13 protein-coding genes are annotated in these 12926 nt (G+C 64.5%); 9 read left to right on the forward strand and 4 right to left on the reverse strand.

The genetic code is table 11. From position 1 onward, the window contains the following. Window positions 1-6: 6 nt before the first annotated feature. The 5 genes from ABE093_RS10150 (at window position 7) to ABE093_RS10170 (ending at window position 4811) form a co-directional block, all read left to right on the forward strand. Window positions 7-1608, forward strand: coding sequence for a hypothetical protein (locus ABE093_RS10150; protein ID WP_430760769.1), 1602 nt, complete (start codon window positions 7-9; stop codon window positions 1606-1608). Beyond that, window positions 1605-3041 carry a hypothetical protein gene (locus ABE093_RS10155; protein WP_430760770.1) on the forward strand — a complete coding sequence of 479 codons (1437 nt, stop codon included), beginning with the start codon at window positions 1605-1607 and terminating at the stop codon, window positions 3039-3041. The genes ABE093_RS10150 and ABE093_RS10155 overlap by 4 nt, the downstream gene beginning before the upstream one ends. 53 nt (window positions 3042-3094) lie before the next feature. Continuing rightward, complete coding sequence (locus tag ABE093_RS10160; protein WP_430760771.1) at window positions 3095-3838, forward strand: DUF6683 family protein; 744 nt, start codon at window positions 3095-3097, stop codon at window positions 3836-3838. Between the two features lie 56 nt (window positions 3839-3894). Continuing rightward, on the forward strand, window positions 3895-4464 hold the full coding sequence (locus ABE093_RS10165; RefSeq protein ID WP_430760772.1) for a hypothetical protein: 570 nt from the start codon (window positions 3895-3897) through the stop codon (window positions 4462-4464). 83 nt (window positions 4465-4547) lie between these two features. Then, window positions 4548-4811 (forward strand): hypothetical protein, encoded by a 264-nt coding sequence (locus tag ABE093_RS10170; protein ID WP_430760773.1) that lies wholly within the window; start codon window positions 4548-4550, stop codon window positions 4809-4811. A gap of 23 nt (window positions 4812-4834) precedes the next feature. On the opposite strand, the gene ABE093_RS10175 is transcribed toward ABE093_RS10170, so the two are convergent. Together ABE093_RS10175 and ABE093_RS10180 are read right to left on the reverse strand one after the other, a co-directional pair. Continuing rightward, window positions 4835-7621: a serine/threonine protein kinase gene (locus ABE093_RS10175; RefSeq protein ID WP_430760774.1), complete on the reverse strand. Its 2787-nt coding sequence runs from the start codon at window positions 7619-7621 to the stop codon at window positions 4835-4837. Then, window positions 7618-8169 (reverse strand): ECF-type sigma factor, encoded by a 552-nt coding sequence (locus ABE093_RS10180; protein ID WP_430760775.1) that lies wholly within the window; start codon window positions 8167-8169, stop codon window positions 7618-7620. Before ABE093_RS10180 ends, ABE093_RS10175 begins: the two co-directional genes overlap by 4 nt. 239 nt (window positions 8170-8408) lie before the next feature. On the opposite strand from ABE093_RS10180, the gene ABE093_RS10185 reads away from it, so the two are divergent. The 3 genes from ABE093_RS10185 to ABE093_RS10195 are packed head-to-tail and all read left to right on the forward strand — an operon-like array spanning window position 8409 to window position 10827. Further along, complete coding sequence (locus ABE093_RS10185) at window positions 8409-9185, forward strand: lysophospholipid acyltransferase family protein (protein WP_430760776.1); 777 nt, start codon at window positions 8409-8411, stop codon at window positions 9183-9185. Next, the gene (locus tag ABE093_RS10190; protein WP_430760777.1) at window positions 9182-10228 is read left to right on the forward strand and encodes a YheT family hydrolase; all 1047 of its coding nucleotides are present in this window, start codon (window positions 9182-9184) and stop codon (window positions 10226-10228) included. The genes ABE093_RS10185 and ABE093_RS10190 overlap by 4 nt, the downstream gene beginning before the upstream one ends. Further along, entirely contained in the window at window positions 10225-10827 is a 603-nt protein-coding gene (locus ABE093_RS10195; protein WP_430760778.1) for a YbhB/YbcL family Raf kinase inhibitor-like protein, read from the forward strand. The genes ABE093_RS10190 and ABE093_RS10195 overlap by 4 nt, the downstream gene beginning before the upstream one ends. Window positions 10828-10834: 7 nt before the next feature. Here ABE093_RS10195 and ABE093_RS10200 read toward each other — a convergent pair whose 3' ends face one another. Beyond that, window positions 10835-11656 carry a DUF4377 domain-containing protein gene (locus ABE093_RS10200; protein ID WP_430760779.1) on the reverse strand — a complete coding sequence of 274 codons (822 nt, stop codon included), beginning with the start codon at window positions 11654-11656 and terminating at the stop codon, window positions 10835-10837. An 11-nt stretch (window positions 11657-11667) separates the two neighbouring features. Continuing rightward, window positions 11668-12519, reverse strand: a complete 852-nt coding sequence (locus ABE093_RS10205; RefSeq protein WP_430760789.1) for an undecaprenyl-diphosphate phosphatase — start codon at window positions 12517-12519, stop codon at window positions 11668-11670. A gap of 207 nt (window positions 12520-12726) precedes the next feature. Between ABE093_RS10205 and ABE093_RS10210 the strand changes: the two genes are divergently transcribed. After that, a partial coding sequence (locus tag ABE093_RS10210; RefSeq protein ID WP_430760780.1) for a hypothetical protein occupies window positions 12727-12926 on the forward strand: 200 nt, incomplete at its 3' end.

Here is a 12926-nt window from a genome sequence, read left to right on the forward strand (position 1 = left end):
GAATCCATGCACAAGTTCAAGGGCATCACAGTACTGGCCGCCATCGTGACGATGGCGGCGTGCACGTCGTCGAAGTCGCCGGTGAGTGCCGGCGTCGCCCAGGCCAACGCGGAATTCGCGCGCTGGCAGAAGCAGGGGGCGGATGCGACCGCGCGCGAAATCACGAAGATCGAATATCCGGCAGCGCGCAGCCTGATGAAAGCAGGTGGGTTGGATGCCGCTCTCGGTGGCGAAGCCAAGGCGGACGCTGCATTGCAGGGGTTGTTCGTGTTGTATGAGCAGAAGAGCCGCGCGTTCGCGGCGGAACTGCCGACGCTGTTCGACAAGCGATCCGGTGGTGGCGGAGGCTTGGGCAGTGGCGGTTATGCCGGGGTCGGCGGCATGGCGGCGTCTTCGGTGACTGCCGGCATTCAGAACGCTGCGGGAGAACAGGCCTGGGAGCAGGCGCAAGAGGATGGCAAAACATCGGGTTCCTATACCAATTCCGATGGAACCGCCAAGGTGGACTGGACAGAGAACAGTTACACCACGACCACGACATTCGAAGGCAACATGCCGGAGGGACTGAAAGGCAAGGTCGTCACCAAGGTCAAGTCGATCGCTTGTCCCGATGCGCAGGGCAAGATCGAGGTCGAGTTCGAATCAACCTCCGACCTCAGCGGCGGCGACGGCAGCGCGCAAACCAAGGTCACTTCGAAGCTGGTCAAGCATCTCGACGACGATGCCAACCTGATCGACGACGACATGGATTCCGACGTGCATGTCGAACAGACCACCGGCAGCGGAAGCCATGTGGATGTGAGTGATGCGCTGTCCACCACCCGTGGCGAGATGGGTGCCAAGGTGAACGGCCGCAGTCACGGCACGAGCGACGAAGACGTGCAGTTGGCGAAAGGATTGGCGACGGTCGGCCGCATGGCCGCGATGAGCGCACTCGATGCGGCGAAGAAAGCCTGGGAATCCGGCAGGTGCGTCAAGCTGGACGTGCGCAGCGATCCCGCCAAGCGCACGGGAGCGAAGCCGAACACGGCATACACGCTGTTTGCGGAGCCGCGCGCGAAATCCGATGGCGCACCGACCCGCGGCACGGTCAAGGCGACGTTGAGCGGAGAGCACATGCTCAATCCGCGCGACAAGAAAGTGCCTGCGGATGCTCAATTCGATTACCAGAACCCGGAAAAGAAGGATCAGTCCGCGACCATCGACTTCGAGGCGCGCAGCAAGCGTGGTGTCGGCAAGGCGAGTTTGCAGTTCGATACCAAGAAAGGCGGTTATCGCGTCACGCCGATCGGCAATGGTGGCTGCAACGAGTCCTACGACGTCTGCGACCTCGACAAGCCGGTCACGGTGCATGTCTGCAAATACATCACGCTCACGCAGACGCCCACCAGCGACAAGGGCGGCACCTATTCCATGCACTTCGCGGGCGGCGGCGGCACGGTGGACGCCAGCGGCACGTACACCCTGAGCGGTCCCGAGGAAAAAATGACCGCGACGTACACCACGCCCAGCGCCTGCGGCCATGCCGGTGGCAGGACGGTGTGCACGCCGGCACGCACCGGCACCGCGATCTGGACCAAGGTCGACGACTGCGGAGCGGGGAAATGAAACGACATTCCCTGCCAATCACCGTGATGCTGTGCGTGCTTGTGGTCTCGCCGGCGCAGTCGCATGCGCAGGACATCGGCGGCTGGTTGAAGCGCGCCGCGAAACAGGTGCAGGACGACATCACGAACAAGGTCGAAAACAAGGCGAAGGAGACGGTGGCTCGACCCGCCGAAAAGGCACTGGACGGCAAAGCGCCGGCCACGGGTTCGTCCTCGTCGTCCGATCGTGGCTATTCCGCGCCAAGCCGCGATGTGCGCCTCGGCAACGTGCCGCAGAATCTGTTGCTGAAGCCTGCGGTCGGCAAGAAGTTCGATCCGGCACAGGGCAGGCCGCAGATCATCGCGATCAATCCCTATCTGCAACCGGACAGGATTTTTTTCTCCGGCATGGGCGGCCTGCAGTGCCCGGTCGAGGGTGGCCTGATCATCGCGGGCGATGCCGGCTTCAGCGAGAAGGGCGACACCATCGGCGAAGGCTATTGGCGCATCGCCGGCGATGGCGCCATTTCCCCCTTGCTGACGCGCCGCTACAAGGACAGCGGCGTGCGTTCGAATTCGCCCATGCTGCCGGCGAACCCGCCCGACAAGTCCTGGGCGGACGGCAACCTTCCCTCGCCTGGGTATACGTACTACCACGTTGACGGTTTCGGCCTCGCACGCAATGGCGACATCCTGCTGGGCGCGAATGATGTCGTGGTGCGGATTGCGCGCGACGGTCGCGTGCGACGCGTGGCCGGCAAGGCCGGGCAACAGGGGCTTGCCGACGGAAACGGCAGCGCGGCGCTTTTCAAGCATCCGGGGCGCCCGGTCGAGGACGATCAGGGCAATCTCTGGCTGGCGGATCAGGATGGCTGCGCAATCCGCAAGATCGCCACCGATGGCATGGTCAGCACGCTGATGGGTGCCGATCGCCTGTGCAATGCCGCACAGATATCGGCGCAGGAACAGATCGTTCCCGACAACATGATCTGGGATATGCATCGTGGCGAACTGGTCGTGGGTGGTCATTTCATCCGCTCCAAGCCGCATGACCTGTACCACGCGGTCTGGCGCATTCGTCCCGATGGACAGGCGCGTCGCGTGTTGTTCGCCCAGAAGAACGGTGGCGCCGGGCTGAAACTGGACGGCATCTATTCGACGGCGCTCGATGCGCAAGGGCGTCTTTACCTGGGCGTCGGTCGGCCCGGTCGCAACAACGCGATCGCGCGGGTGGACGAACCAGGCGGCAAGGTCACGTTCCTGACAGGCACCGCCTACACCGGCTTCGCCCCGGGGAATGAAGGTTATCCGGTGGATGGCGCGGCAAGCGGCAGCAATTTCCGCACGAGCGAGGACATGTGTTTCGCCGCGGATGGCGATTTGTACGTCATCGACTATCACCTGCTGCGCCGCTATGACCCAGCGGCGGGAACGGTTCGTACCTGGGCCTATTGAAATCAAAATGCCGATTCGCCGGCATGAAACGAACCCATTGATTGGAGAAACCCATGAAGCCGCGCCCTCTTGCTTTCGCCTGTTTGGCAGTTGCACTAGCACTGTCGGCTGCCCCGGCAGCACATGCGCAGTTCTGGTTGGCCAACAGCGTCAACAACAACCAGATCGTGGAATGGGCGATCTGCGATTCGGCGCTGAAGAAGCACCAGCCCTTGCCGTCGATTTGCGCGAAATATCCGAAATATTCCGGCGCGAAGTCACGGCAGGGCAGCGCGTCGCCAACGCCCGTAGCCTCGGTGAAGGTTTCGCCGACCGCAACGCGCTTCATCCCGGTGGCCGGCGACGATTCCGTGAAGCAGCTGGCCGACAGCCTCGGCAATACACCACAGGAGCGCCAGCAGATCCTGCAACTGGCCACGGCCGGCGAGCAGCTGTTCGAGAAGAAATACAAGGGCAAGGGCTGGGATCACACCATCGCCGGCGCGATGACGTTCTTCATCGTTTCCGTGCACATCGTGAGAACGGGAAAGCAGCCCGCTGCCGATGCCGAGAACAGCCTGTACGCATCGCTCAACGCCACGCTCGCGCAGTCGGATATTTCCAAGGCATCAAGCAAGGACAAGACCGCGCTGTACAACACCTTGCTCGCCTGCGCCGGACTGCCGCTGGTGTTCTACGTCGACGGCAGGCAGAACAACAACGCCGCGCAGATCGAACAGGCGAAAACGATGGCAACCGGATTCAGCAGGAAGCTGCTGAACATGGAGCCCGAGGCGCTGGAAGGAATGTTGCATTGATCCTGTGCCGCACGAAGCGAATCAATCCCAACCGAACCGATACGAAGGAGATCCCCATGTACAAGTATTCCCTCTTGCTGTTGCTGACATCCGCGGCCCCGCCCGTCATGGCGCAGACCATCCCGCCCGAGGTGGCGGCCGAACAGGTGATGCACGACCTCAATAGCGGCGGCTTTGCGCTGGGCCAGAACGGCAACGCCAACTTCAAATACGCACAGACCTTCAACCTGCCGCGCACCGGCATGGTCAGCCACATCATGCTGCCGATCAATTGCTCCACGGCCACCAGCGTGCGGGTGACCCTGCAGACCCTCCTGCGCTCCGGCGTGCCATCCGGCGCAGTGGCGATGACGCAGGATGTTCCCGGTTACGTGCTCGATTCCTGGACATCGACCAACGGCATGCAGAGCATGCGCATGATCGAGTTCGAGCGGCCGCGTGTGATGCAGGCGGGCAACTACGCTTTCACCATTGAAGCGATCGGTGGCGAGTGTGTGCTCTGGCCCGGTCCAGCCGGTGACAGCTATGCAGGCGGGCAGGCCTTCCTCATCAATGGCGTGTCGTTGCTGTCGTGGTATCCGTGGCCCCGCGACCTGGCCTTCCAGGTCTTCGAGCGGCCGCGCTGACGCCAAGGGCGCTTTGGCGCGCTCAAGTTGCGGAGACGGCCGGGCTGGTATAGCGTCCGATCAATCTCGAGGAGGATCACGCAATGTTCAAGCGTTCACTGCTCTGCGCGATGGTGTTGGGGATGATGAGCGTCGGTGCGCTGGCCGACGCGGCCACGGACACCAGGGAAGCCGCGAGGAAACCCGAAGCGTCGGCACCACCGAAGGCAAGCGCGGCTGCGACCGACAACCAGGACCGTTCACTGCTGACCCAGGCGATCCTGATCCTGCATGGCGGCAAGACTGCCCCGAAAATGCAATCGCTGACGGGTGATAGCAATCCGCAGTGCAATATTTGCCACGGCTAGGGCAATCCGCAGCTCCGCAAGCATCACCACGGGGCTTCACTGGTGTGCGGCAGGTCGACCGTCTTGTATTCCGTGGCAATCGCCACGCGATATGGGTGCGTCGCGGGAACCAGGCGCGCGAATGCGGTATCCGCGCGTTGATAGGCGGATGCGCTTCCAGGCTGGTTGGCTGCGACCAGCGCGCGCGCGAGCGCAAGCTGGACGGTGCCGATGCGCCAGCTGTCGGGCTCCGACAGGCGTGACACGTTGCCGGAAGCAAGGCGCGCGAGTTTCAACGCGGCATCAGGTTGGCTGCAAACGCGCTCGATGTCCGCAGCCCGCGTCCAGTCCGAGGTGAAATCCAGTCGCTGGGTGAAGCCTGCACGAATCTGCAAGGCCTCGGCGACCCGGCGCGTCGCGGCCTTGCACCGACCCAGCGCCGCCTGGGCGCGTGCAGCCGAGAACAGTGCGGCGGTGTGGGAAGAGGCGTCGTCGAATGCGAGCGGCTTCCACGGGATCAGCAGTCCGGCCTCGGCGTGCTCGAGCGACTTCGATGCATTCCCTTCGTTCCAGGCCTGTTCGGACTGAAGCACCAGCAGGTCGAGATGCATCTCGTCGATATCGTCGCCCATCGCCATCGCGAGATCCGATTCGATGCGTGCCAGTTCCGTACGGGCTTCGGTGTCCCTGCGTTCCCGCTGCAGCAGGCGAACCAGCATGATCCGCGATTTCACTTTGTGTACGCCGAGAACATCGGCGCGACGATCGCGGTACTTCTGCAACAGGTCGTGGATCTCGGATTCGGCGCGCGGCCAGCGACCGTCGATTGAAATCTCGTTGCCGATCAACATGGATTGCGAGCTGATGGCGAGTTGCCCGCTGGCGCCGAAATGGCTGGAGGTCAAGACCAATTGCTGCTGCAGCATGCGGTCCGCATCGCGATGGCGGCCAATGGCGGCCAGTGCGCGCGCATGCGACATGGCCATCTGGACCGTGCGCGGGTTCTGTTCGCCATAACGTGCGAGGGTCATCGCATGGATTTGGCTGGCAATGGCATTCTGCTCGATCGACATGCCGCGCCAGTCGAGCGAATACAGGTAATTGATGATCGAGGTCCGGACGCTCTCGAACGATGATTCGTCGGCCTTGCCGATCCACTTCCCGGCGAATGCATACGCATCGCGATAACGCGGGATCTTGTCCGGGTCGGTTTCCTCCAGCAGGTCGGCTTCCAGCGCCTTGATGCGGTAGGCGAACACCGGCTGTTCCGCGGCCATCGCCATCGCCTGCGGGCGCACCTTCTGCAGCATTTCGCGCGCGCCGTCCTTCTGGCCGGCAACGGTATAGACGTGGATGAGATCGAGTAGCAGCGAGATGCGGGCTTCGTCCCCGCGCCCGGATTTGGTATCGACGCTGCGCATGGCGCCATCGGCCATTTCGCGCACGGTGGTCTTGCGGCCGCCGTCCACCGCCATCGCGTGCATCAGCATGCGTTCGAAGGTTTCCTGGATCGCCGCGGACTGCCGCGCATTGTGTTCCGCCAACGATTGCTGCTGCAGGGCGACGGTTTCGCTGCGATGCGCGCGCCGTGCCTCCAGCAGGGCGACGCCAAGGCCGACGGTGAGTGCCGCGATCACCGCCGTGCCCGCGGCGAACAGCAGGCGGTTGCGGCGGATCATCCGCATCAGGCGTTCGCTGCGGCTGGGCAGGCGCGCCTGCACGCGATACCCATCCAGCCATGCGCGCAGGTCGCTGCGGAAGGCATCGACGGAGGGATAGCGCGCGCTCGGCACCCGTGCGATCGCCCGCAGCAGGATGGCTTCGAGATCGCCGGAAATCTGTTTCGACAGGGTCTTTTGTGTTCCGCCGCGTTCGGCCGCGGCATTGCCATCGAGCGCGCGCGACGGCGGGATCGCGGGACGATCGAGCAAGGCGATCTTGCGATGCCAGGGCGTGTCGGCTTCCATTCCGAACGGATGGCGGCCGCAGATCAGCAGGTAGAGCATCACGCCAAGCTGGTAGACGTCGGACGCGGTGGTGACCGGTTCGGCGCGCAGTTGTTCGGGCGAAGCGAAATCGGGAGTGAAGGCGCGATGTTGCGTCTGGGTCGCGTCTGCGTCTTCCTCGAGTAGTTGGGCGATGCCGAAGTCGAGCAAATGGGCCTGGCCACCATCATCGACCAGCACGTTGGATGGCTTGAGGTCGCGATGGACGATCAGGTTGCGATGCGCCTCGCTCACAGCATCCAGCACCTGCAGGAACAGTTGCGCGCGATCGCGCAGGTTGAGCTTGCGGGCGTCGCACCAGCGGTCGATGCGTTCGCCCTCGACCAGCTCCATGGCGAAGTAGGGGGTTTCACCGGCGACGCCGCCGTCGATCAGGCGCGCGATGTTGGGATGGCGCAGCGTTGCAAGGATCTGGCGTTCGCGCAGGAAGCGTTGCTGCGCGTCGCCGGTATCCAGCCCCATGCGGATGCGCTTGAGCGCCGCGCTTTGCTGGTAGGCGCCATCGGCGCGTTCGACGCGATACACCGCGCCCATGCCGCCGCGGCCGAGTACACCGGTGACCTGCCAGGGCCCGAAACGCAGCGCGGAAATGTCTTCGTTGTCGTCCACCGGTGGCGACGAGCTTCCATCGAGCCATGCCGAGGGTTCGGTCGGCAGGCTGTCGGCGGTACGGTCCGCCAGCAGCATGGCTTCGACCGTCCTGCGCAGTTCGGGATCGTCGGTGCAGGCCTCGTCCAGCTGGCGCTTGCGTTCGTCGGCGGGCAGGTCGGCCACCGCCTCGAACAGCGCCAGCGCGCGTTGCAGGCGGCTGGCGTTCGTGGTCATTCGTTGGCCAGTTGCGCGATCAGGAAGGCGCGGGCCTTGCGCCAGTCACGCTGCACGGTGCGGGTGGTGATCACCAGCAACTCGGCGATCTCCTCCTCGGTGTAGCCGCCGAAGCAACGCAACTCCACCACCGAGGCGGCGCGTGGATCGGCCTGGGCCAGGGTCGCCAGCATCTCGTCCACTTCCAGCACGCCGAAGGCCGGGTCCGGGCCGCCGATCTGGGTGACCAGCGTGACCTGTTCGCCATTGCGCTTGCCGGCGTGCAGCCGGCGCACCTCGTCCACCAGGACATGGCGCATCGCGCGCGCGGACAGGGCCAGCAGCTGGCGGCGATCTTCGGGCTTGAGTGCGCCCTCGCTCGAGAGCTTGAGGAAGGTCTCGTTGACCAGGGCCGTGGTATCGAAGGCGCGGGAAGAGCGGCGCAGTTGCAGATGGGCCGCCCGCTTCAGGTCCTCATAGGCTGCCGCATAGACGTCCGGCCATCCCGAGCCTCCCCCTGCGAGCGGACCGTCCCGGAGGCCATCGGCTGGGGGGTCGGACCGCTTCATCCCATTGATTCTGCGTCCATCGGGGCCGTCCGGGCAAGCCGATGTCGGGTTTTGCGATCGGAATCCGTTATTTGTCTATGAGCGGGGAGTTGTCCATGAGGGCGACGGCCGGACTCGGGAGGGGCTGCAGGATGCAGCTTTGTCCGGCCGAAGCTCCGCTGAGGGAGTAAGAAGACAAGGAGTGTCGAGAGGCGGGCGCGAGCAATCGCGCCCGCTTCCTTCTGTAACCCGTTAACCTAATGCGGATGAATTCTCCGTTCCGCCGCGCCCTGCGCTACATCTGGCGCATCCCCTTGCTGATCTGGCACGCCGTCGTCGATCTGCCGATCGCGATCCTGCTGATGGCGGAACCGTGGGGCGAAAAAACCATCGGCGGCGTCCGCATCGATCATCGCGCGGTGCGCTGGTGGTCGCGCTGGCTGTTGCGCATCTACGGGCTGGACGTGCGCGCCAGTGGCGCCCAATTGCCGGATCCGGTGCTGTTCGTCGCCAATCACGTCAGCTGGACCGACATCGTGGTCCTCCACAGCACGCGGATGATGGGCTTCGTCGCCAAGCGCGAGATCGCCGGCTGGCCAGTGGTGGGCTGGATGGCCAAGAAGGGGCAGACCATCTTCCACCAGCGCGGCAGCCAGGAATCGCTGGGCGACGTGTTGCAGCAGATGGTGGAACGCTTGCGCGAAGGCCATTCGGTCGGCGCCTTCCCGGAAGGCGGCACCCGCGACGGTCGCGAGCTCGGGCCGTTCCACGCACGCTTGTTCTACGCATCGGTCGAAGCGGACGTGGCGGTGCAGCCGGTGGCCCTGTGCTACGGCACGGGCGGCGATGCCCAGACCATCGTGGCGTTCGCCAAGCGCGAGAGCTTCGCGCAGAACTTCTGGCGATTGCTGGGTGAGCCCGCGCGCACGGTCGACGTGATCTATCTCACGCCGATCCTGCCGGGCGAGGCCGAAGGCCGTCGCCGCATCGCCGAACTGGCGCGCGAACGCATTGGCGGCGCGCTGCACGGATCGTGAGCCGGGTCGCCAACCCCGTTACCAGCGCATTTCGGCCTGCGCGCGGCCTGGGCAACCGTCATCTCCAGACATTCCTCGGCAGCGGCTTCCGACGTGGTCGACTCGCCCGCCGCGAACTCGCGCGTTGCGACGCCACGCACGAGGAAGTGACCTTGGCGGCTGGCGGCGATGCGCGCTTGCAGGGCATCTACAGCCGGCCACGCGCATCGCGTTCCGATACCCTGGTGCTGTTGCTGCATGGCTGGGAAGGCAGCATCGATTCCAATTACATGCGCTTGAGCGCGGCATTGTTGCTGGACGCCGGATTCACGGTGCTGCGCCTGAATTTCCGCGATCACGGCGACACCTACCATCTCAACGAGGAGATGTTCCATTCCGGCCGCATCGAGGACGTGCTCAATGCAGCGTCGGATGCGATGGCGCACTGGCAGCCGGCGCGATTGGTGATCGCGGGATTTTCGCTGGGCGGCAATTTCGCCCTGCGCACGGCCATACACGCGCGTTCGACCGGGTTGCCGGTGGTGCAGGCGCTGGCGGTCTGTCCGCCACTCGATCCAGCGCGCACCATGGACGCGATGGAGGCCGGATGGTGGCCCTATATCCGCCATTTCGAACAGGAATGGCGGCGATCATTGCGGCGCAAACGCGAACTGTTTCCGCAGCGCCACGGCTTTGCCGACGCGATCCTGAAATTGCCGCTGCGCGCGCTGACGGCGTGGATGGTCGAAGCGCATACCGACTATGGATCGCTGGATGCCTATTTCAGCGCGTATCACGTCGATGTCGCGGCCCTGGGCGCGAGCGGCGTACCGGTCGACGCGCTGATGGCGGCGGATGATCCGGTGGTGCCGTTGGCCGATTTCGATGCGCTGGCGCAGCAGGCGAACGTGCGCCTGGAACTGGCGGAGCACGGCGGCCACTGCGGCTTCATCGAGGATTGGGCGATGCATGGCTATGGCGAGCGCTGGATCGCCGAACGGGTCATCGCCAACGAACGCGGCTTGGGGCAGACTGCCCGTGACGACGACGGAGATCCGGCATGAAAATCACCAGCGACAGTTTCGAACATCGCGGCGCGATCCGGCCCGAGTTTGCGATGGGAGTCCCCGACGGGTTCGGCGGCAATCGCAATCCGCACCTGGCGTGGAGCGATGCGCCCGCGGGCACGAAATCGTTCGCCCTGTTGTGCATCGATACCGATGCACCGACCGATGCCTCGCTGGCCGGCAAGGAAGGCGTGGAAATCCCGGTCGAGCATCCGCGTGGCGACTTCGTCCACTGGGCGGTGATCGATATTCCGGCAGATGTGGATGAAATCGCCGCGGGCAGCGCCAGCGACGGCGTGACCAAAGGCGGAAAATCATCGCGCGATGGCGCGGGCATGCGCGAAGGTTTGAACGATTACACCGGCTGGTTCGCCGGCGATGCCGGCGGCATGCGCGGGCAGTACCACGGCTACGACGGCCCCTATCCGCCGCCGAACGACCTGCGCACGCATCGCTATTTCTTCCGGTTATATGCGCTGGACGTGGACAAGCTCAATGCACCTGCATCGTTCACCGCGGCCGACGCGCAGCGCGCGATGCACGGGCACGTGCTGGACGAAGTCGCGATCTACGCGACCTACTCGCTGCACGCGTAATTGGCGATCAGCCCTTCGCGGGCGACACCAATTCCGATTCCACCACCATGTCCAGCACGTACACCGTGCGCGAGGCATCGGCCGGCACGTTCTTGCGCTCGAACTGCTTCAGCCGCAGCACGTTGCGCGTGCCGGGCTGGAAGCTGTAGCCCTCGATCTCCTCGTACAGCGGACGCCACTGGCCGGTCGATGTCTTGACGCCGTTGTCGCCGTAGACAACCTCACGCACGTTGAGGCACTGATGGTTGGGGATCAGCGGATGGCTGCAGGCGACGCGCTGCGGGGCGACTTCCAGGAAGGTCTGCTTGCCGGGGCCGCCATATTTCGTTTCCGCGGTCTCCTCGCCGGTGAAGCTGAGCACGTCGCCACTGGCGAGCGTGATCTTCAACGACGGAGATGCCCCGGCGGCGAGCGCGACCTGCGACTTGCCGTTCAAGCGCGTGGTGACGGCGCCGTCGAGCGCGGTCAGCTTGGGGTCGGCGCAGGCCATCATCGTGCCCATCATCGGGCCGAAGGTCAGCGTGTCGCCTTCCAGCTTGTAGCTGCCGCCGATGCCGTTGCAGGCATTGCGGACGGACACATTGCCGTCGTGGAAATCCAGCGTCAGCGGCTTGTCCTCGCGTGCGAACAATGCATCGATGCGCTTGCCGTCGCTGGCGCGCGCATCCTGCAGCTTCCAGTGGTAGCGCGGCAATTGCGTGGCGTCGACGGCCTGCGATGTCGCTTGCGTCTGCTGCTGCGACGTCGCCTTGTCGGAAGAGCCGGTGCCGGCGCAGGCGGCCAGCGCGCAGGTGAGCAGGGCGGGGACGATGGGGGACAGTTTCGTCATGATCAAACTCCTCAGGCAGTGGCGGGCAACAGCAACAACAGCGCGACACCCAGCACGATGCGGTACACCGCGAAGGCGGTGAAGCGGTGGCTGCGGATATAACGCAACAACCATTTCACGGCGATGAAGGCGGTGATCATCGAGACCACGAAGGCGATGCCCAGCGACGACCAGTCCTCGTGCATCGCTTCGCCGTTCTTGAACACCTTTAGCAGATCGTAGCCGGTGGCGGCGAACATGGTCGGGATGCCGACCAAGAAGGCGAATTCGGTGGCGGCGGCGCGCGAAGTGGTGCCGGTCAGCAGGGCGATGAAGATGGTGGTGGCCGAGCGCGAAGTGCCCGGGAACACGCCAGCGACGACTTGCGCGATGCCGACCAGGACGGCGGTCGTCCATGACACTTCGGTGCGCTCACCGGTGGCGAGGGCGCGACGGGCAGCCAGTTGTTCGGCAACGATCATCCACACCGCGCCGATGATGAAGGCCCAGGCGATCGGGTGGATTTCCTTGGGCAATTCCCAGCCGAGCTTCTTCACCAGCAGGCCGCCGACGGCGGTTACCGCGAATGCGCCGAGCAACTTCAATACATAGGCGCGGGCTTCGCCGACTTGCAGGAGAGTGCCGGTGTCGGGATCGATCATGTCGCGGCGGCCGAGGAAGGCCAACGCCAGTGCCCACAGCTTGCGCCAGTAGATGAAGACGACGGCAAGGATGGCGCCGGCCTGGATCGCGATGTTGAACAGTTCGCTGCGCGCGCCCAGCCAGTGCTCGGCGACCAGCAGGTGTCCCGTGCTGGAGATCGGCAGGAATTCGGTGATGCCTTCGATGATTCCGAGAAGGATCGCTTGCAGCGAATCGGGCAGGGCGGACAGCGTTGCAAGCATCGTCGGGTCTCGTGAGGGGATGGCGGAGGATAGCCCGTCATGGCTTTCGCTTGAATTCCGGCGGGTCGATGAGGCCCCAGGTGGGGCCGCCAGACAGGCCGATTAAACATTTCCCCGGTTCCCCCGGATAGATCGGATATGCGGTGCCCGATTCGGCACCGGTCTGTTTATCAAAGGGGAATTTGTATGGTCGCCGTCTTTACCGGGAATGGTCTGGGTCTCTTCCGTTCGTCGCTGAGCCAGCTGGGGATGACCCTGGGCGGCAAGGCAGGCCTGGGCCAGAGCCGGGAAAGCCAGTACGTCAACGTGGCCAACGGCAACCTGGTGCTGCAAGGTGCGGACGAACAGCTGACCTGGCAGGGCCTCAACGTCGGCATGCTGCGGAC

The organism is Solilutibacter silvestris, assembly GCF_050574925.1.
GTDB classification, from domain to species: domain Bacteria; phylum Pseudomonadota; class Gammaproteobacteria; order Xanthomonadales; family Xanthomonadaceae; genus Solilutibacter; species Solilutibacter silvestris_A.